The sequence below is a fragment of the Paraburkholderia fungorum genome, from assembly GCF_046026025.1.
Lineage (GTDB): Bacteria > Pseudomonadota > Gammaproteobacteria > Burkholderiales > Burkholderiaceae > Paraburkholderia > Paraburkholderia fungorum_E.
The window spans coordinates 362,548-382,343 of record NZ_JAQQFL010000001.1 but is presented as its reverse complement, the minus strand read 5'-3'; the positions used below and the strand labels follow the sequence as shown (position 1 = coordinate 382,343).

18 protein-coding genes are annotated in these 19,796 nt (G+C 62.2%); 10 read left to right on the top strand and 8 right to left on the bottom strand.

Annotated features, from left to right (window positions below):
- Positions 1-338: 338 nt before the first annotated feature.
- Together ispH and PQR67_RS01730 are read right to left on the bottom strand one after the other, a co-directional pair.
- Positions 339-1,298 (bottom strand): 4-hydroxy-3-methylbut-2-enyl diphosphate reductase, encoded by a 960-nt coding sequence (gene ispH, locus PQR67_RS01735; protein ID WP_408453582.1) that lies wholly within the window; start codon positions 1,296-1,298, stop codon positions 339-341.
- Between the two features lie 2 nt (positions 1,299-1,300).
- Complete coding sequence (locus tag PQR67_RS01730) at positions 1,301-1,756, bottom strand: FKBP-type peptidyl-prolyl cis-trans isomerase (protein ID WP_169489088.1); 456 nt, start codon at positions 1,754-1,756, stop codon at positions 1,301-1,303.
- 200 nt (positions 1,757-1,956) lie between these two features.
- Here PQR67_RS01730 and radC point away from each other — a divergent pair, with 200 nt between their 5' ends.
- From radC to nadB, 4 genes are all read left to right on the top strand, one after another.
- Entirely contained in the window at positions 1,957-2,823 is an 867-nt protein-coding gene (gene radC / locus PQR67_RS01725; RefSeq protein ID WP_408453578.1) for a RadC family protein, read from the top strand.
- A 240-nt stretch (positions 2,824-3,063) separates the two neighbouring features.
- Positions 3,064-3,297 carry a 50S ribosomal protein L28 gene (rpmB, locus tag PQR67_RS01720; protein WP_064268656.1) on the top strand — a complete coding sequence of 78 codons (234 nt, stop codon included), beginning with the start codon at positions 3,064-3,066 and terminating at the stop codon, positions 3,295-3,297.
- A gap of 10 nt (positions 3,298-3,307) precedes the next feature.
- Positions 3,308-3,475, top strand: coding sequence for a 50S ribosomal protein L33 (gene rpmG, locus PQR67_RS01715; protein ID WP_006050116.1), 168 nt, complete (start codon positions 3,308-3,310; stop codon positions 3,473-3,475).
- 259 nt (positions 3,476-3,734) lie between these two features.
- Complete coding sequence (gene nadB, locus PQR67_RS01710) at positions 3,735-5,333, top strand: L-aspartate oxidase (protein WP_408453575.1); 1,599 nt, start codon at positions 3,735-3,737, stop codon at positions 5,331-5,333.
- Positions 5,334-5,416: 83 nt separating this feature from the next.
- Here nadB and nadC read toward each other — a convergent pair whose 3' ends face one another.
- From nadC to purN, 6 genes are all read right to left on the bottom strand, one after another.
- A complete protein-coding gene (nadC, locus tag PQR67_RS01705; protein ID WP_408453573.1) occupies positions 5,417-6,316 on the bottom strand; it encodes a carboxylating nicotinate-nucleotide diphosphorylase in 900 nt (299 codons plus the stop codon).
- Complete coding sequence (gene nadA, locus PQR67_RS01700; protein ID WP_408453571.1) at positions 6,316-7,455, bottom strand: quinolinate synthase NadA; 1,140 nt, start codon at positions 7,453-7,455, stop codon at positions 6,316-6,318. Before nadA ends, nadC begins: the two co-directional genes overlap by 1 nt.
- 142 nt (positions 7,456-7,597) lie before the next feature.
- Complete coding sequence (locus PQR67_RS01695) at positions 7,598-8,794, bottom strand: DesA family fatty acid desaturase (protein WP_408453568.1); 1,197 nt, start codon at positions 8,792-8,794, stop codon at positions 7,598-7,600.
- 203 nt (positions 8,795-8,997) lie between these two features.
- A complete protein-coding gene (locus PQR67_RS01690) occupies positions 8,998-10,353 on the bottom strand; it encodes a mechanosensitive ion channel family protein (RefSeq protein WP_408453565.1) in 1,356 nt (451 codons plus the stop codon).
- A gap of 66 nt (positions 10,354-10,419) precedes the next feature.
- A complete protein-coding gene (locus tag PQR67_RS01685) occupies positions 10,420-11,679 on the bottom strand; it encodes an RsmB/NOP family class I SAM-dependent RNA methyltransferase (RefSeq protein WP_408453562.1) in 1,260 nt (419 codons plus the stop codon).
- Positions 11,676-12,329 (bottom strand): phosphoribosylglycinamide formyltransferase, encoded by a 654-nt coding sequence (gene purN, locus PQR67_RS01680; protein WP_408453559.1) that lies wholly within the window; start codon positions 12,327-12,329, stop codon positions 11,676-11,678. The genes PQR67_RS01685 and purN overlap by 4 nt, the downstream gene beginning before the upstream one ends.
- 118 nt (positions 12,330-12,447) lie before the next feature.
- Between purN and PQR67_RS01675 the strand changes: the two genes are divergently transcribed.
- The 6 genes from PQR67_RS01675 to dut all read left to right on the top strand — a co-directional run bounded on the left by PQR67_RS01675 (position 12,448) and on the right by dut (position 19,792).
- On the top strand, positions 12,448-13,443 hold the full coding sequence (locus PQR67_RS01675) for a bifunctional riboflavin kinase/FAD synthetase (protein WP_408453556.1): 996 nt from the start codon (positions 12,448-12,450) through the stop codon (positions 13,441-13,443).
- Positions 13,444-13,612: 169 nt separating this feature from the next.
- Positions 13,613-16,450: an isoleucine--tRNA ligase gene (gene ileS, locus PQR67_RS01670; protein WP_408453553.1), complete on the top strand. Its 2,838-nt coding sequence runs from the start codon at positions 13,613-13,615 to the stop codon at positions 16,448-16,450.
- On the top strand, positions 16,450-16,956 hold the full coding sequence (gene lspA / locus PQR67_RS01665; protein ID WP_408453550.1) for a signal peptidase II: 507 nt from the start codon (positions 16,450-16,452) through the stop codon (positions 16,954-16,956). Before ileS ends, lspA begins: the two co-directional genes overlap by 1 nt.
- A gap of 62 nt (positions 16,957-17,018) precedes the next feature.
- Positions 17,019-18,233: a bifunctional phosphopantothenoylcysteine decarboxylase/phosphopantothenate--cysteine ligase CoaBC gene (gene coaBC / locus PQR67_RS01660; protein ID WP_408453547.1), complete on the top strand. Its 1,215-nt coding sequence runs from the start codon at positions 17,019-17,021 to the stop codon at positions 18,231-18,233.
- Between the two features lie 78 nt (positions 18,234-18,311).
- Entirely contained in the window at positions 18,312-19,331 is a 1,020-nt protein-coding gene (locus PQR67_RS01655; RefSeq protein ID WP_408453544.1) for an LLM class flavin-dependent oxidoreductase, read from the top strand.
- 14 nt (positions 19,332-19,345) lie between these two features.
- Entirely contained in the window at positions 19,346-19,792 is a 447-nt protein-coding gene (gene dut, locus PQR67_RS01650; RefSeq protein WP_074282416.1) for a dUTP diphosphatase, read from the top strand.
- Positions 19,793-19,796 lie beyond the last annotated feature (4 nt).

The following is a 19,796-nucleotide window of genomic DNA, read 5'->3' as shown; positions in this document are numbered from 1 at the left end:
CTGCGCCCAATGGCATCAAGTGTTGCAGCGAATTGGCCCGATCCCTGATTGCACCGTGGTTCGCGTTAAGTATTACGTTTCCATTGAGACCCATGCGGGCGCACTATTTTAGTGCGTCAAAAATCGACACAACGCACCTGGTGCGATTTAAACGGGGTCATATCGATGAAAAGACGATTAAATGCCAAATCACAATTCAAAAGAATTCGTGTGGAAACACACTTAAACAGGCGCGACGTAGTGTTCTGGCACTATATTTTCGACAGCACCATTAATCTATGGACGAAAAAAAAGCGCGCCCTCAGGCGCGCCCTTCTTTCAGAAACGTCGGCTAATTGTCAGGCGGGCAGACCCAGCCCGCGCGGCAGCGGAAACGCGATGTTTTCCTCGATGCCCTCGAGCGCGCGCACGTTGCGCACACCGAGTTCACGCAACCGGCCGATTACCGCTTGCGCCAGCGCCTCCGGCGCCGAAGCGCCCGCCGTCACGCCGATCCGGCGCTTGCCCTCAACCCAGACAGGATCGATCTGATCCGGCGAGTCCACCATATAAGAAGGCACACCAAGCTTTTCGGCCAGCTCGCGCAAGCGGTTCGAGTTCGAACTATTCGGGCTGCCGACTACGATCACGACGTCGCATTTCGGCGCCATGAACTTGACCGCGTCCTGACGGTTCTGCGTGGCATAGCAGATGTCCTGCTTCTTCGGCTCGCGGATCGACGGATACTTCGATTTCAGGGCACCGATGATCTGGGCCGCATCGTCGACCGAGAGCGTGGTTTGCGTAACGAATGCGATCCGCTCGGGGTCAGCCAACTGCAAAGCCTGCACGTCCTCGATGTCTTCCACGAGATGCATGCCCTCACCCGCCTGCCCCATCGTACCCTCGACTTCAGGGTGGCCCTTGTGACCGATCATCACGATGTCGAAGCCGTCCTGGCGCATCTTCGCGACTTCGATATGCACCTTGGTCACAAGCGGACAGGTGGCGTCGTACACGCGCAGGCCGCGCGACTCGGCTTCCGAGCGCACCGCTTTCGACACGCCATGCGCGCTGAAAATGACGGTGTTGCCGGCCGGCACTTCTTCCAGTTGCTCGATGAAAATTGCGCCCTTCTTGCGCAAATCCTCGACGACATAGGCGTTATGAACGATTTCGTGGCGCACATAGATCGGCGAGCCGTGCAGCTTGATGGCTCGCTCGACGATTTCAATGGCGCGATCGACACCGGCACAGAACCCACGCGGCTGTGCCAGCAGGATCTCGGCTTCGGCAAGAGTCGTATCCGTGATGCTCATGTTTACAGAATCCCGATGATTTTCACTTCAAACGCCAGCGCCTGGCCGGCAAGCGGATGGTTGAAATCGAACAGCGCCGACGTTTCGCCAACTTCTTTCAGGACACCGGCATAGCGGCCGCCGCCCGGCGCGTTGAATTCGACCAGATCACCCGGCGAAAAATCCTCGCCGATCATGCTGTTTTCGCGCAGCGTGGCCAGCGAGACCCGCTGGATCAGCTCCGGATTGCGCGGGCCGAACGCCTGGCCCGGCGTTAGCTGAAAGGTCGAATGGTGGCCCACCTTCAAACCCAGCAGAATATCTTCCAGCGGCGGCGCCAGTTGACCCGCACCGAGCAGCAGCGTGGCCGGCCTGTCGGTAAACGTATTGATGACTTCGGCGCCATCGGCAAGAGAAAGCCGGTAGTGAAGCGTCACGTGTGAACCGGGTTTCACTTCGGAAATGTCGATGATGCTCATGCAATGCTCGCTCAGTCGAAGCGCGCTGCACGCGTGCGCCGCTGGCGCAGCCGACGCGTGTGGCAAACCGTCGTGGTGCCGTGCGCAAAGCGCCTATTGTAAGCCACATAGCGGGCGGCGGCTTGGGTCCGTCGCAGGTATCGAGGCACGGCCGGGCACCGCGCAACGCCCCAAACCCAACTGGAGGATACGTATCTAATATGGCTGATTACGCCTGCACGACAGACGAAGCGACACGCGATAGAAGCCTGCCTGAGCCGGCCGCGCCCGCTGCGGTGGCGCCCGCCCCGGCGCCACCACGCGCTTGCGCCGCATTTGACAATGCCGAAGCGAATCCGGGCGTTCGCCTCGCCGGGACGGCCGCGAGCGCCGGCACGCCGCCGGGCCGGCCGCGCGTACGCGGTAAATGGCTTAAAAGCGACATGCCGCGCGAGCGCCTGATCGAGCAAGGGCCGAGCGTGCTGTCCGACGCCGAAATGATCGTGCTCGTGCTCGGTTCGGGCCTGCCCGGTCACGATGTGTTCAACGTCGCGCGCACCCTGCTCGACCGGTTCGGCTCGCTACGGACCATGCTCGACGCCACCTATTCGGACTTCGACGGCCTGCGCGGCATCGGTCCGGCAAAGAAGGCACAGTTGCTCGCCATCATGGAGATGGCGCGGCGCTCGCTGGTTGATAAAATGCGCGATCGTTCGCTGATGAACTCGCCCGAGGCCGTGCAGGACTATCTGCGCCTACATATAGGCGGCAAGGCGCAGGAGGTCTTCGTCTCACTTTTTCTCGACGCCCGGCATCGGCTGATCCGCTGTGAAGAAAGCGCACACGGCACGCTGACACGCATGGCGGTCTATCCGCGCGAGATTGTGCGGCGCGCGCTGAGTCTGAATGCCGCCAGCCTGATCGTCGCGCATAATCACCCCTCCGGCGCCGTCCAGCCGAGCGCGAGCGACTGCCGGTTGACTCATACGCTGCGCGACGCACTTGCGCTAATCGACGTAAAGCTAATCGATCATCTGGTGATCGGCGCCAACAATACCTACTCGTTTGCCCGTGCCGGCTGGCCGTGAAACGGTCTGAACCTGGGGCCCGATAACATCGCGCCGAGTTCGGCATCGCAAATAAGGTTTGATTTTGCGGCTTTTTTTCTGCTAGAATTCCGGTTTGCCTATTTCCAACCCCCCTGTTCCGAAGCCACCAAGGCGTTCCGGAAAGGAAACGTGCCTCGAGTTTCAAACTCTCAAGCGCGGCTCTTTTCGGGAAACTTTCACGGCGTTCGAACTCAGAATTAGCGTATTAGGAGTGCTCTCATGGCACGCGTATGCCAAGTAACTGGGAAAGCGCCGATGAGCGGCAACAACGTTTCCCACGCGAACAACAAAACCAAGCGCCGGTTCCTGCCGAACCTGCAAAGCCGCCGTATTTGGGTGGAAAGCGAAAACCGTTTCGTGCGTCTGCGCATTTCGAACGCCGGTCTGCGCTTGATCGACAAGAACGGCATCGACGCTGTGCTCGCAGATCTGCGCGCACGCGGTGAAGCCTAAGGAGTAAATCATGGCGAAAGGCGCACGCGACAAGATCAAGTTGGAATCGACCGCAGGCACGGGTCACTTCTACACGACGACGAAGAACAAACGCAACATGCCGGAAAAGATGCTGATCAAGAAATTTGATCCGGTCGTCCGTAAGCACGTTGACTACAAGGAAACCAAGATTAAATAAATCTTGGCTCCTGCCTGACGAAGGCAAAAAGATCTGCAAAAAAGCCTCGCATTCGTGCGGGGCTTTTTTGTTTTCCGAGCTCCTCCATCGCACTATTTAGCTGTCCTTTAGCGGCCCTTTAGCTGCACTTTTCCTATCAGGACAGTCTTATCCTGTTCGGCCAGCTTTCCCTCATGCGTTGTGGCGCGTATCCTTTCTCGTTTTAGCGGCGTGCTGACGGCTCGCCGCCATGGCAAAACGAAAGACGGAGATGCGGGCGATGGAATTCGATGTAGCGATTGTCGGTAGCGGTCTGGCAGGGTTGAGCGTCGCGCTCAACCTCGCAGAGTCCCGGCGGGTGGCAGTGGTCGCCAAGCGATCGATGACCGAAGGTGCAAGCGATTGGGCGCAAGGCGGGATCGCTGCCGTACTGGATTCGTCCGATAGCATCGAAAACCATGTGCGCGACACATTGATCGCGGGCGGAGGCCTGTGCGACGAGACGGCAACACGTTTCATCGTCGAGCATGGGCGCGCCGCGATCGAATGGCTGATTGAGCAAGGCGTGCCATTCACCAAAGACGACGCAGCCGAACTCGGCTTTCATCTGACACGCGAAGGCGGTCATAGCCATCGCCGGATCATTCATGCCGCGGATGCAACTGGCCATGCCGTGGTCGCCACGCTCAGCGAACGTGTGCGACGTCATCCCAACATTACCCTGCTCGAAGACCACTACGCGATCGATCTGATCACGTCGGACCGTCTCGGTCTGCCCGGCCGTCGCTGCCACGGTTTGTACGCACTCGATCTGCAAAGCGGCCGCACCGTGACAATCGAAGCGCCGCATACCGTGCTCGCAACCGGCGGCGCCGGCAAAGTCTATCTGTACACCACCAACCCCGATACGGCGACCGGCGACGGTATCGCGATGGCCTGGCGCGCGGGTTGCCGCGTGTCGAACATGGAATTCATCCAGTTCCATCCAACCTGCCTGTTCCATCCTTATGCGAAGTCCTTCCTGATCTCGGAAGCGGTGCGCGGCGAAGGCGGCATTCTGAAGCTGCCCGACGGCACGCGTTTCATGCCGAACCACGACGAACGCGCCGAACTCGCGCCGCGCGACATCGTCGCGCGCGCAATCGACTTCGAGATCAAAAAGCGCGGCATTGATTGCGTATATCTCGACATTAGCCACCAGTCGCCGGAATTCCTGCGCGAACACTTCCCGACGATTCTGGCCCGCTGCCTCGAATTCGGTATCGACATCACCAAGGAGCCCATTCCGGTTGTGCCTGCCGCGCACTACACGTGCGGCGGCGTCGTGACGGATCTGGCCGGCCGGACCGATCTCGCGGGTCTCTATGCGGTCGGGGAAACGTCATGCACCGGCCTGCACGGCGCAAACCGGCTTGCCAGCAATTCCTTGCTCGAGTGCCTCGTGATCGGACGCTCCGCAGCGCAGGCTATTGAGGAAGAAGGTTTCAGCGCCGCCGTTCATGCCCCGCTGCCGGACTGGGACGAAAGCCGCGTGTCCGATCCAGACGAAGAAGTGGTCGTCGCGCACAATTGGGATGAGTTGCGCCGCCTCATGTGGAACTACGTGGGCATTGTGCGCACGGACAAGCGGCTCATGCGAGCCAAGCATCGACTCGCGCTGCTGCGCGATGAGATCCATGAGTACTACGCGAATTTCAAGGTCAGCCGCGATTTGCTCGAACTGCGCAATCTGGTCGACGTAGCGTCGCTGATTGTCGAAGGCGCTCGCTCACGGCGTGAGAGCCGCGGCTTGCACTTCAGCCGCGATTGGCCGGCCACGTTGCCGAAAGCGCTGCCAACGGTACTGTCACCAGAGCACGTGCGTAACCGCAACGTGTGATTTTCAAAGCCGCAGTGAAAAAGCCATCGCCGGTTTCCCAGCGATGGCTTTTTCATGACTTGCGAACGGCGTGGGTGCGCGGCCTAGACGATCCGCATCGAGTAATCCGTCGCGCGCACATCTTTGGTCAGCGCGCCGATAGACACGCGGTCGACCCCCGTTTCCGCAATGGTCCGCACCGTCTCGAAGTTCACGCCGCCCGACACCTCCAGCACCGCCCGTCCGGCGGTGATACGCACTGCGTCGCGCATCGCCTCGAACGAAAAGTTATCCAGCAAAATGGATTTCGCGCGATGCGTCAACGCGATTTCCAATTGAGCCAGCGTTTCGACTTCGATCTGGATCGACACGCCCGCATTCAGCGCAAGTGCCGCATCCATTGCGGCACCAACGCCGCCCGCTGCGGCGATGTGGTTTTCCTTGATCAGAATGCCGTCGTACAACGCAAGGCGCTGATTCGCACCGCCGCCCACGCGCACCGCGTATTTCTGCGCGAGCCGCAAGCCGGGCAAGGTCTTACGCGTATCGAGGACACGCGTCTGAGTGTGGGCAATTGCGTCGACATAGCGGCGCGTCGCGCTCGCCACGCCAGATAGCATTTGCAGGAAATTCAGCGCATTGCGTTCAGCGGTCAACAGCGCGCGGACAGGACCGTGCAGCTCGCAAACCGGTGTATCCGCTGTCATCCGATCGCCCTCGCGATAACGCCACCGGACGTCGATGCGCGGATCGACCTGGCGCATCACCGCGTTGAACCAGGGCACACCGCACAGCACGGCATCTTCGCGCACAATGATGCGCGCATCGCGCACATCGTCCACGGGAACGAGGCGCCCGGTCTGATCGCCTGCGCCAACATCTTCGGCGAGCGCGTCAGCAACGTTGCGTGCTAACGCGGCATCGAATGCGGCGCCGTACTGCGCCTGAATCTCCGCGAACAGCGGCGACACCGCCTCGGTCTGATTGTGCTCCACCGCCCCCATTACGCCGCTCCCACATTCGAATACAGTTGCGCGTCGCGCGCGAGGTCGCCGCTGGCTTGCACGCGCTTCTTGTGACGCGCCGCGAAGTCGAGCATCCGGTCGATCGGCAGACGTGCGCGCTCGCCAATCGCCCGGTCGACGAAGATTTCGTTGTGACCGCGATCGAGCACGTCGGCCAGATTGGCGAGGCCGTTCATCGCCATCCATGGGCAATGCGCGCAGCTCTTGCAGGTCGCGCTGTTGCCGGCCGTGGGCGCGGCGATCAAGGTCTTGCCGGGCGCGGCAAGCTGCATCTTGTGCAGAATGCCGAGATCGGTTGCCACGATGAAATGCGTCGCGTCGAGTTTTTGCGCGGCATCGATCAACTGCGTTGTCGAGCCCACCACATCCGCTTGCGCCACCACGTTAGCCGGCGACTCCGGATGTACCAGCACTTTTGCGCCCGGATATTCGGCGCGCAACAGATCGAGCTCGATGCCCTTGAATTCGTCGTGCACAAGACACGATCCTTGCCACAACAGCATGTCCGCGCCGGTCTTGGTCTGGATATAGCTGCCGAGATGCCGATCCGGCGCCCAGATGATCTTTTCGCCCCGTGCGTGCAGATCGGCAACGATCTCCAGCCCGATCGACGACGTCACCATCCAGTCCGCACGCGCCTTAACGGCCGCGCTGGTGTTCGCGTACACGACTACCGTGCGATCCGGATGAGCGTCACAGAAGGCCGAGAATTCATCGACCGGACAGCCGAGGTCGAGCGAACAGGTTGCGTCGAGATCGGGCATCAGAATGCGCTTGTCCGAACTCAGGATTTTCGCAGTCTCGCCCATGAAGCGCACGCCCGCCACCACCAGCGTTTGCGCTTCATGATCGCGACCGAAACGCGCCATCTCCAGCGAGTCTGCCACGCAGCCGCCGGTTTCGTCGGCGAGTTCCTGCAGCTCTGCGTCGACGTAGTAGTGTGCGACGAGCACAGCTTTTTCGCGCTTAAGCAATGCGCGGATGCGCTCCTTCAGCGCCACCTTCTGCTCCGCCGACGGCACGTCGGGCACCTTCGCCCACGCCTGCCCGATCCCGCAGGTCGTGCCCTGCGCCTGCGGGCGGTCGTATTCGACGGCCCTGATCGTCTGCTGATCCATGATCTCCTCTGCCTTCGCTCTGCCGCCGCGGACTCTCAATCGCGTATCGTTGAAATTACCGCGGCCCAAAAAGCAAAACCCCGCCAACGCGGGGTTTTGTGACGTAACGAAATTTTAATAGATTTCGCGATCAGGCATACGATCAAGCATAACGGCGCAGGCGCATCGCGAAGTCTTGCAGCGCTTTGATACCGCTCTGTTCCGCGCGATGACACCAGTCTTGCAGCTGAACCAGTAGTTGATCGCGCGACGCATTCGAGCGCTCCCACATCGCCGCCAGTTCATTGCGCATGTCGATGTAGGTCTTCAGCTTCTGGCTGTTCGCAAAGATTTGCGGCAACTGGCGCTTCTGCGGCTCGTCAAGACCTGCTTCTTCCTTGTGGAACCAGCTACGCGCGCCACGCATGACCTGATACTTCTCGCGCGCGCCCACTTCTTTCAGATGCGCCAGTTCCTGGCGATATGCACGCTTGAGCGCCTTGCCGTAACGCGCCATCACTTCGTAGCGGTTTGCCAGCACGGCTTGCAACGTGTCCTGATCGAGTACCAGCTTGCCGGTAGTCAGACGCGGCGTAGGCGCGACCTTCTTCACCTTGGCCAGACGAAACGCCGACATGATGCGGATGTACATCCAGCCGATGTCGAATTCGTACCACTTGTTCGACAGCTTGGCCGACGTCGCGTAAGTGTGGTGATTGTTATGCAGTTCTTCACCGCCGATGATGATGCCCCACGGGAAGATGTTGGTGCTCGCATCCGACGAATTGAAGTTGCGGTAACCCCAGAAGTGCGCGAGGCCGTTGACCACACCGGCGGCCCAGAACGGAATCCACACCATCTGCACAGCCCAGATAGTCAGGCCGACGACGCCGAACAGCGCGACGTTCAGCACCATCATCAGGCTCACGCCGAGGATCGGGTACTTGGTGTAGACGTTGCGCTCCATCCAGTCATTCGGCGTGCCGTGACTGAATTTGCGCATGGTTTCTTCATTCTTGGCTTCGGTACGATACAGTTCCGCGCCTTCGAGCAGCACCTTCCAGATACCGCGCGTTTGCGGGCTGTGCGGATCTTCTTCGGTCTCGCACTTGGCGTGGTGCTTACGGTGAATCGCGGCCCATTGGCCGGTCAACATGCCCGTGGTCATCCACAGCCAGAAACGGAAAAAATGACTGACGACCGGATGCAAGTCCAGCGCGCGGTGCGCCTGGCACCGATGCAGATAGACCGTCACGCCAATGATCGTGATATGCGTCGCGATCAGCGTGTACAGCACAAGTTGCCACCACGAGAAGTGCAGCAGGCCGTGGGCAAGAAAATCGAGCAAGGAATTCAACAAGGCAATTTACCTGTGGAACAAGAGACGCCAGACACACGCAAAATACGTGTGTCAAGAAAGTGAAAGCATACAGCGGGATTGGACGATATTCTACTTGAAGCGTTCCAAGTGTTTGTAACAAATAGGGATTTTTTGTGCGGCATCAACCGGATAGAACGCGCCGAAGGTGGTTTTTCCACCTGCCGGCGGGTTTGAAGTGCCCGTCAGCGGGCGCTGTCGGCCTGATTTGCCGCCGGAGCAGTCATTGTTACCGCTTGCGGCATTGCGTCGCTCACGTTGCCCACGATTCGAACTTCGCGTTGCGCGAAAGGAATCGAGATGTCGTGTTCAGAGAACAAGCGCCAGATGTTGCGATTCACGGCCGAGCGCACGCCTGAAGTGCCTGTCGCCGCGTCTTCGATCCAGAAGCCCAATTCCAGATTGATACCGTCGGCGCCAAAGCTCACCAGATAGGGCGTAGGCGCCGGTTCCTGCAACACGCGCGCGACACCCTGCGCGGCCTCGGCGAGCAGCGCCATCGCCTGCTCGACGTCGCCGGAGTAAGCGACCTGCACGGCCACCTTGGCATAGCCGCGCGTCAGATAGGAGGACTGGTTCTGCACCACGTCCGTAATCAGCTTTTCGTTCGGGATCAGCGTTTCGATGCCGTCCAGGCCGCGCACTACGGTATAACGCGTGCGGATCTGCGTGACCATGCCCTGCAGGCCGCTGACGTTGATCGTGTCGCCGATGCGCAGCGAGCGGTCGATCAGAATGATGAAGCCCGAGACGTAATTGCTGGCGATCTTCTGCAGCCCGAACCCAAGCCCCACGCCCAGCGCGCCGCCAAACACCCCCAGTACGGTGATGTCGATGCCGACCAGTGACAGGCTGATCAGTATGGCCGCCAGCACGAACGCGGCACGGCCGACTCGCGCCACCACCACCTTGAGGTTGGCGTCGAGTGTCCTGGAGCGCATCAGGCGGTCTTCGAAGGTCGCGCCGAGCCACATCGCGACGACCATCGTCACGCACACCCACAGGAGGCCCGTGGTGAGCGAGAGCAGCGTCATGTGGGCATTCGCGACCCGGAAGCGCACGCTTCCCATCCAGGCGATCACGTCGTCCTGAATGCCCATCACGGTAAGGATCATGCCGGCCCAGACGACCAGCGAGACGATCTTCTCGACCAGGAACAGCCACGGATGATTCGCGCCGTCCTGGCTGAAAACCCGCCGCGCGAAGAAAAACACGATGTAAATCAGTCCGATGCCGAACAGGGGCACCAGCGCCAGGTCGAGCAGCGCAGTGTGCATGAACTGGCCGGTGATCGCCTGCGCGAGCCAGACGAGCGCGGCGCCGATCAGCGGAAAGAATGCACGGTTCAGGCTTTCCGCGCCGAAGCGCAGGGTCTGGTAACGCGTCTGACGGCGCAGATCGAGCGACCGGCGTACGAGACGCGCGAGCAGCCACGCGACGGCAAGCGTCCCAAGCAGTACGCCGACCTGCCACAGCATGACCGGTTGTCCGAAGTCACGCGCGAGGTCGCCGAACATGTGAGGAAAAATGCGGTTTAGCATGATGTCGCCGAAATCGCCGGTGCGCCGGGTTCAGAACAAGAACCGCGGCGCACCGGCAAATAGCGTTTAGCTCTGGCGTTCCAGAACGGCTGCGAAGAAACCGTCAGTGGCGTGCAGGTGCGGCCACAGCGACAGGTAATCGCCCATTTCCAGATCGATGCGCTGCTCGGCCAGCACGTCGCGCGCCGGCACCAGGGCGAAGTCCGGATGGTCGGCAAGGAACTTCTGCACGACGACTTCGTTTTCCGCTTCCAGAATCGAGCAGGTTGCGTAGACGAGACGGCCGCCCTTTTTCACCAGACGCGAGGCGCTGGCCAGAATCGACAACTGCTTCGGCGCCAGTTCGGCCACCGATTCCGGCGACTGGCGCCACTTCAGGTCCGGGTTGCGGCGCAACGTGCCCAGGCCGCTGCACGGTGCGTCGACCAGCACGCGGTCGATCTTGCCGGCCAGACGCTTGATCTTGGCGTCGTGTTCACTGTCGATCAGCACCGGATTCACGTTCGACAGCCCGCTGCGCGCGAGGCGCGGCTTGAGTTTGGCCAAGCGCCGCTCGGAGATGTCGAAGGCGTACAGACGCCCGGTAGAGCGCATCGCCGCGCCCAGCGCCAGCGTCTTGCCGCCCGCGCCCGCACAGAAATCCACGATCATTTCGCCGCGCTTGGGCGCGACCAGCGAACACAGCAACTGGCTGCCTTCGTCCTGGACCTCAACCCAGCCGTGCTGGAACGCGTCGAGCTTGGTGAGCGGCGGCTTGCCGACCACCCGCACGCCGAACGGCGCGAAGGGTGTCGCGCCACCTTCGATACCCGCTTTCGACAGCGCGTCCAGTACCTCGTCGCGGCTTGCCTTGATCGGGTTCGCGCGCAAATCGAGCGGTGCCGGATAGTTCAGCGCGGCGGCCAGTTGCGCCAGTTCCGCGGGCTCGAAACGCTTGGACAGCGCCTGGTAGATCCAGTCGGGCAGATTCAGGCGAATCCGCAACGGCAGGCTTTCAGGGTCGATCTTCGCGACGTGCTCGAGCCAATGCGATTCGGTTTCCGACAGGAACGGCTTGAGGGCCGTGCGGCCCGCCGTTTGCATCAGGCCGAGCAAGGCCATGCGGCGCGCCGGGCTGCCCGCGCCACCTTCGGCGAGGTGGGCGAATTCCATCCGGCGACGTAGCACCGCGAAGACCGCCTCGGCGATCACGCCGCGCTCGCCATGCCCGAGCTTCGGATGCGCGCGGAAAAAGCGGCTCGTGGTGGCGTCGGCCGGGCCGGTAAGTTTCAGGACTTCAGCCAGCAAAGTCTCGGTTTGTCCAATCAAAAAACCATGTAATCTCATGCGCCCTCTCCGGCGGTGTGACCGGCAAAGAGCCATTGCGGCTCCGGCGGCGTAAGCGTGACACGCAAGCCGTCGAGAGCAAGACGCCCTTCGACGAACCAGCGCACCGCGCGTGGATAGATAATGTGTTCGGTTGCCAGCACGCGTTCCGCGAGCATGGCGGGGGTGTCGCCAGCCTCAACGGGGACAGCCGCCTGCGCGACGATCGGCCCGTGATCAAGCTGCGACGTGACAAAATGCACCGACGCGCCGTGCAGCCGCACGCCGGCGTCAAGTGCCTGTTGATGGGTTTTCAGGCCTGGAAAGCTCGGCAGCAGCGACGGGTGCACGTTCAGCATGCGCCCGGCGTAATGGTCGACGAAACCGGGCGTGAGCACCCGCATGAAGCCGGCGAGCGCGACCAGGTCGGGCGCGAAGCTGTCGATTTCGCGCGCCAGCGCGGTGTCGAAGCTGTCGCGGTCGGGAAACTGGCGATGGTCGACCACCGCCGTGGCAATGCCGTGCGACGCCGCGAACGCAAGGCCCGCAGCGTCAGGACGGTTGGCAATCACGGCGGCGACTTGCGCCGCCCAACCCTCGCCCGCGCAAGCGCGAACGATAGCTTCCATGTTGCTTCCCCGCCCCGAAATCAGGATGACGAGTTTTTTCATCCGCGGATTTTATCATTCGGGGGACACTGAAACGGCGACACGCCGCCGTCTCGTGCGCCGAGCGTTTATAATCGTTTATTTTGCGGCACATTGCCCGCCCTACCTCAAACCCGCTATCGTGAGAGTCTTCCGCGGTCTTCCCAATGCTGAAAGCCGTGCGCCCTGCGCACTGACCATCGGCAACTTCGACGGTGTCCACCGCGGCCATCAGGCTTTGCTCGCCCACGTCCGGGCCGCAGCCGATGCACGCGGCCTGCCCGTCTGCGTGATGACCTTCGAGCCGCACCCGCGCGAGTTCTTCAACCCGGCCGGCGCGCCGCCCCGTATCGCCATGCTGCGCGACAAGCTAGAGGCACTGCGCACCAACGGCGTCGACCGGGTCGTGGTCGAGCATTTCAATCACACCTTCGCGAGCCAGTCGCCAGATACGTTTGTCGAACGGATCATCGTCAACGGGTTGCATGCCCGCTGGGTCATGATCGGCGACGACTTCCGTTACGGCGCCAGGCGCGCGGGCGATTTCGCGTCCCTCAAGACTGCGGGTGAGCAGCACGGTTTCGAAGTCGAGCAGATGGCCACTGTCGCCGACCCGTCGGGCGCGCGCATTTCCAGCTCGGGCGTGCGCACGGCGCTGGTGGCGGGCGACCTCGACTCGGCGCGTGCCGCGCTGGGCCGCGACTACCTGATCAGCGGCCACGTCGTCCACGGCATGAAACTCGGCCGCGACCTCGGTTTCCCCACGCTCAATCTGCCGATCGCACACAAGCGCCCGGCGCTCGCCGGTATTTTCGTGGTGCGCGTGCATGGTGTGGCGGACGAACCGTTGCCGGGCGTCGCCAGCCTCGGCCTGCGTCCCACCGTCGACGATTCCGGCCGTGTGCTGCTCGAAGTGCACCTGCTCGACTGGCACGGCGATGCGTATGGCAAACTCGTGCGCGTCGAATTCCTGAAAAAGCTGCGCGACGAGGAAAAGTACGTCGACCTCGAAACGCTGACCGCCGCCATCGCGCGCGACGTCGCCAATGCACGCGCGTGGTTCGCGGCGGCTGGCGCCGGCACGCCGGGCAGCCGTTCCACCGGTTTCGCCACTTCGGCCACTGACCGAATTAGATAGCCGCCGCGGTACATGCCAGCGCGCTGAGCGCTGCATGTACCCACTGCCGCGCGCATCGAAGGGCGTCCGTGGATCACGCGACATGCCTGCCGGGCGCGCCCCACGCCCTGCGCTTCGTGCGCATACCGCAGCCTCGCTGCGCTTAGAAAGAATTCACCGCGACCTCATCATGAGCAACAAGAAAGCCGATTCGAAACCGCAGTCACGCTATCCGGTCAACCTGCTCGACACGCCGTTCCCGATGCGTGGCGACCTGCCCAAGCGCGAGCCGCAATGGGTCAAGGAATGGCAGGAACGCAAGGTCTACGAGACAATCCGCGCCGCCAGCAAAGGCCGCAAGAAGTTCATCCTGCACGACGGCCCGCCGTATGCAAATGGTGACATCCACCTCGGCCACGCGGTGAACAAGATCCTCAAGGACATGGTCGTCAAGGCGCGCAATCTGGCGGGCTTCGACGCGGCCTACGTGCCGGGCTGGGATTGTCACGGCATGCCGATCGAAATCCAGATCGAAAAGCAGTTCGGCAAGTCGCTGCCGGCCGCCGAAGTGATGCAGAAGGCGCGTGCCTACGCGAGCGAACAGATCGAGAAGCAGAAGGTCGGCTTCCGCCGTCTGGGTGTGCTCGGCGACTGGGACAATCCGTACAAGACCATGAACTTCACGAACGAAGCCGGTGAAATCCGCGCGCTCGCGAAGATCATCGAAAAGGGCTATGTGTATCGCGGTCTGAAGCCGGTCAACTGGTGTTTCGACTGCGGCTCGGCGTTGGCCGAAGCAGAAGTTGAATACGCGGACAAAACCGATCCGACCATCGACGTGCTGTTCAGCTTCGCGGAGCCGGAAAAGACCGCGCAAGCTTTTGGCCTGACGGCACTGCCGCGCAACGAAGGCGGCATCGTGATCTGGACCACCACGCCGTGGACCATCCCCGCCAACCAGGCGCTGAACCTGCATCCGGAAATCGTCTACGCGCTGGTCGACACGCCGCGCGGCTTGCTGATCCTCGCCGAAGAACGTGTTGAAGCGTGCCTGAAACAGTACGAACTGGAAGGCGCAATCATCGCAACCGCGCCGGGCGCGAAGCTCGTCAACCTGCGCTTCAATCATCCGCTCGCCGCCGCGCATCCGGCCTACAAGCGTACGGCGCCGGTTTATCTCGGCGACTACGTGACGACCGAATCGGGTACGGGGGTAGTCCACTCGTCACCGGCATACGGCGTGGAAGACTTCGTGTCGTGCAAGGCGCATGGCATGGCTGATTCGGACATCATCAGCCCCGTGATGGGCGACGGCCGTTACATCGAATCGCTCGCGCTGTTCGGCGGCCTGTCGATCTGGGCGGCCAATCCGCAGATCGTCGAAGCCCTGCGGGCAGCCGGCTCGCTGCTGCGGACCGAGAACTATCGGCACAGCTACATGCACTGCTGGCGCCACAAAACGCCGATCATCTACCGCGCGACTTCGCAGTGGTTCGCCGGCATGGACGTGAAGCCGAACGACTCCGGCAAAACGCTGCGCGAAACCGCGCTCGAAGGCATCGAGAACACCGCCTTCTATCCGTCGTGGGGCAAGCAGCGCCTGTTCAGCATGATCGCGAATCGCCCGGACTGGACGCTGTCGCGCCAGCGTCAATGGGGCGTGCCGATGGCGTTCTTCGTGCACAAGGAAACCGGCGAGCTGCATCCGCGCACGCTTGAGTTGCTCGAAGAAGTCGCGCAACGCGTCGAGAAGGCCGGCATCGAAGCGTGGCAAACGCTCGACCCGCGCGAACTGCTCGGCGACGACGCCAACATGTACGAAAAGAACCGCGACACGCTCGACGTCTGGTTCGATTCGGGCACCACGCATTGGCACGTGCTGCGCGGCTCGCATAAAGACGAACTGCAATTCCCGGCCGACCTGTATCTGGAAGGCTCGGACCAGCACCGCGGCTGGTTCCACTCGTCGCTCCTGACCGCTTCGATGCTCGACGGCCGCCCGCCGTACAACGCGCTGCTCACGCACGGCTTCACCGTCGACGGCGAAGGCCGCAAGATGAGCAAGTCGCTCGGCAACGGTATCGACCCGCACGAAGTGGCCAACCGCCTCGGCGCGGAAATCATTCGCCTGTGGATCGCCTCGACCGATTACTCGGGCGAACTGGCCATCTCCGAAGAAATCCTGAAGCGCGTGACGGAAAGCTATCGCCGCATCCGCAACACGCTGCGCTTCCTGCTCGCGAACCTGTCGGACTTCGACTTCGCGCAACACGCGCGTCCGGTCGAAGACTGGCTCGAGATCGATCGTTACGCAGTGGCGCTGTCGGCGAATCTGCAGAACGACATCCTCTCGCACTACGACAAGTACGAATTCCACCCGGTGGTCGCCAAGCTCCAGACGTTCTGCTCGGAAGACCTGGGCGGTTTCTACCTGGACGTGCTGAAAGACCGCCTGTACACCACGGCGGCCGACTCCGTCGCGCGCCGCTCGGCGCAGACCGCGCTGTATCACATCGCGCACGGCCTGCTGCGTCTGATGGCGCCGTTCATGTCGTTCACCGCGGAAGAAGCGTGGAAGGTGTTCCAGCCGAACAGCGAAACTATCTTCGTCGAGACGTATCACGCGTTCCCGGCAGTGCCGCAGGCCGGCGACCTGCTCGACAAATGGACCCTGCTGCGCGCGGCGCGTAGCGACGTGACCAAGGCACTGGAAGAAGCACGCGTGGCGAACCTGATCGGCTCGTCGCTGCAGGCGGAAATCGAAATCCGCGCGAGCGGCGCGCGTTACGACGCGCTCGCGAGCCTCGGCGACGACCTCAAGTTCGTGCTGATCACCTCGGCGGCGAACATCGTGAAGGTCGACAGCGAAGCGCAAGAAGGTGTCGACGTGATCGCCTCGAAGTATCTGAAATGCGAGCGCTGCTGGCACTACCGCGCGGACGTCGGCGCCAACGCCGAGCACCCCACCCTGTGCGGCCGCTGCTTCAGCAATCTGTTCGGCAACGGCGAAACGAGGAGCGCGGCATAATGGCAAGAACCGTGTCGAAAACGTCGTCCGGAAATAGTTCGCTGGCGCCCTGGCTTGGCGTTGCGCTGATCGTGATTCTGTTCGATCAGCTCACCAAGATCGCGATCCAGAAGGTGTTTGCCTACGGTGTTCCGCATGAGGTCACGCCGTTTTTCAACCTGATCCTCGTGTACAACCGGGGCGCCGCCTTCAGCTTCCTCGCGATGGCGGGCGGCTGGCAGCGCTGGGCGTTCACTGCGCTCGGCGTGGTCGCGGCACTCGTGATCTGCTATCTGCTCAAGCGTCACGGCGGACAGAAGATGTTCTGCACGGCGCTCTCGCTGATTCTCGGCGGTGCGCTCGGCAACGTGATTGACCGGCTTGCGTACGGCCATGTGATCGACTTTCTCGACTTCCACGTCCGCACGTGGCACTGGCCAGCGTTCAATCTCGCCGACAGCGCGATCACGATCGGCGCGATCCTGCTCGTGCTCGACGAGTTGCGGCGCGTACGCGGCTCACGCTAACGGCGTCTAACGGTGCGGCAACCGCACCGTTGCCCGCCACTACGCTTTGTCGGAGGCTTTCGTTGGCAACCGCAGAACTCGCAGGAAAACACCTCGTCCTCGGCATGACGGGCGGCATTGCCTGCTACAAGATCGCCGAGCTCACGCGTCTCCTGACCAAGGCCGGCGCGACCGTCCAGGTCGTCATGACCGAAGCGGCCACGCAGTTCATCACCCCCGTCACGATGCAGGCGCTGTCCGGCCGGCCGGTCTACACGAGCCAGTGGGACGCTCGCGTGCCGAACAACATGGCGCATATCGATCTGTCGCGCGAAGCCGACGCGATTGTGATTGCGCCCGCCTCCACCGACTTCCTCGCCAAACTCGCACACGGCATGGCCGACGATCTGCTCTCGACGCTGTGTGTCGCGCGCGATTGTCCGCTGCTCGTCGTACCGGCGATGAACCGGCAGATGTGGCAAAACCCAGCCACCCAACGCAACGTCACGCAGTTGCGCGCGGACGGCATTGAAGTGCTCGGCCCCGATTCGGGTCCGCAAGCGTGCGGCGAAGTCGGCGACGGGCGCATGCTCGAAGCAGCCGCGACTTACGAAGCGATCGCGTCATTCTTCTCACCGAAGATCCTGTCCGGTCGTCGCGTGTTGCTGACCGCTGGGCCGACGTTCGAGCCGCTCGATCCGGTGCGCGGCATCACCAATCGTTCGAGCGGCAAAATGGGTTTTGCGCTGGCGCGCGCCGCGCAACAAGCCGGCGCCGAGGTACATCTGATCGCCGGCCCCGTTGCGCTGGAAACGCCGTGGGGCGTGTTCCGCCAGGACGTGCAAACCGCGCAGCAAATGCACGACGCGGTGATGCGCTCGGTCGCGGACGCCGACATCTTTATCGGCGTGGCCGCAGTGGCCGATTGGCGCGTCGATCACGCCAGCGAACACAAGATCAAGAAGACCGCCGAGCGCGCGCTGCCTACCTTCACCTTCGTCGAAAATCCGGACATTCTGGCTTCGGTGGCCAAGCTGCCGCATCCGCCTTTCGCGGTCGGCTTTGCAGCGGAAAGCGGCGACCTCGAAGTGCATGGTGAAGAAAAACGCGTGCGCAAGAACGTGCCGCTTCTGATCGGCAATCTCGGCCCGCTCACTTTTGGACTCGACGACAACGAGGTCATCCTGTTCGAAGCGGGCGGTGCAACCAAACTGCCGCGCGCCGACAAGCAGACGCTCGCGCGCGCCTTGATCGTCGAAATTGCGAAGCGTCTGCCCGACACAAGTCTGATCCGCTAAAGGCGCTCGCGGCGGCGCATGCGTTCACCGCGAGCGCCTCCAGCGCACCGAGTTATCTGTATCTGGAGCAGTACTGACATGACGCTACTTTCCGTGCTCGATCAAACGCCCGTGATCGACGGGCACTCGGTGGCGGACGCAATCGCCGCCACCCTCGAACTCGCGCAACTGGCCGACGACCTCGGCTACACGCGCTACTGGTGCGCCGAGCATCACGGCTTGCGCGGCGTGTCGAACCCGTGCCCCGAGGTGATGCTGGCGCGCCTCGGCAGCGTGACCAAACGCATTCGCCTGGGCTCCGGCGGCGTCATGCTGCCGTACTACAGCCCGTTCAAGGTCGCCGAGCAATTCATGATGCTCGAGGCGCTGTTTCCCAATCGCATTGATCTCGGCGTAGGACGCGCGCCCGGTGGCGACATGCGCACGGCGCAAGCGGTCGCGGCCGGCGCCTACAATCGCGGCGACATTTTCACTCAGCAGGTTGCCGATCTGGTCGGCCTGATGCACGGCACCTTGCCTGAAGATCACCTTGCGCATGGCGTGTTGCTGCAACCGCAGATCGCCACGCGTCCGCAACTGTGGATGCTTGGCTCGAGTGAATTCGGCGGCCTGCTGGCGGCACAACTCGGCATCCGCTTTGCGTTCGCGCATTTCATCAATGCGCATTTCGGGCATCAGGTGGCGCATGCCTATCGCGATCGCTTCAACGCGAGCCTGGAAACGCAGCAGCCCTATCTGGCCGCCGCCGTATTCGTGATCTGCGCGGACACCGAGCAGGAAGCCGCCGAGCTGGAAAAAGCCGTCGACCTGCGGCGCGTGCAAATGGCCTATGGTCTGAACGCGCCGATTCCAACCGTCGAACAAGGCCTCGCTCAGGAATACGGTGAGCGCGAGCGTCTGGTGATCGACCGCGAGAAGCCGCGCAGTATCATTGGCACGCCGGAAACCGTCACTGAGCGCCTGCATGCGTTGCAGGAACAGTTCCAGGCCGACGAACTGATTGTGCTCACCGTAGCGGGCAGCTACCGTGCCCGGCTGCGCTCCTATGAACTTCTCGCCGACGCGTTCCAACCCGGACGCCCGGCCTCCACGCCTTAACCCTTCGAACCTGCATGAAACTCGACCTGAAGATTCTCGATGCGCGCATGCGCGACCAACTCCCGGCCTACGCCACCACCGGCAGCGCGGGCCTCGACCTGCGGGCCTGCCTCGACGAACCGTTGACGCTGAAACCCGGTGAAACCGCGCTGGTACCGACGGGTCTGGCGATTCACGTCGCCGATCCGGGTTATGCGGCGTTGATTCTGCCTCGTTCGGGTCTCGGCCATAAGCATGGAATCGTGCTGGGCAATCTGGTCGGCCTGATCGATTCGGATTACCAAGGTCAACTGATGATCTCGACGTGGAACCGCGGCGAGACTACGTTCGTGCTGAATCCGATGGAGCGCCTCGCGCAACTCGTGATCGTGCCGGTGGTTCAGGCCGAATTCAATATCGTCGACGATTTCGAAACCAGCGAACGTGGTGCGGGCGGGTTCGGGAGCACAGGCAAGCACTGAGCAG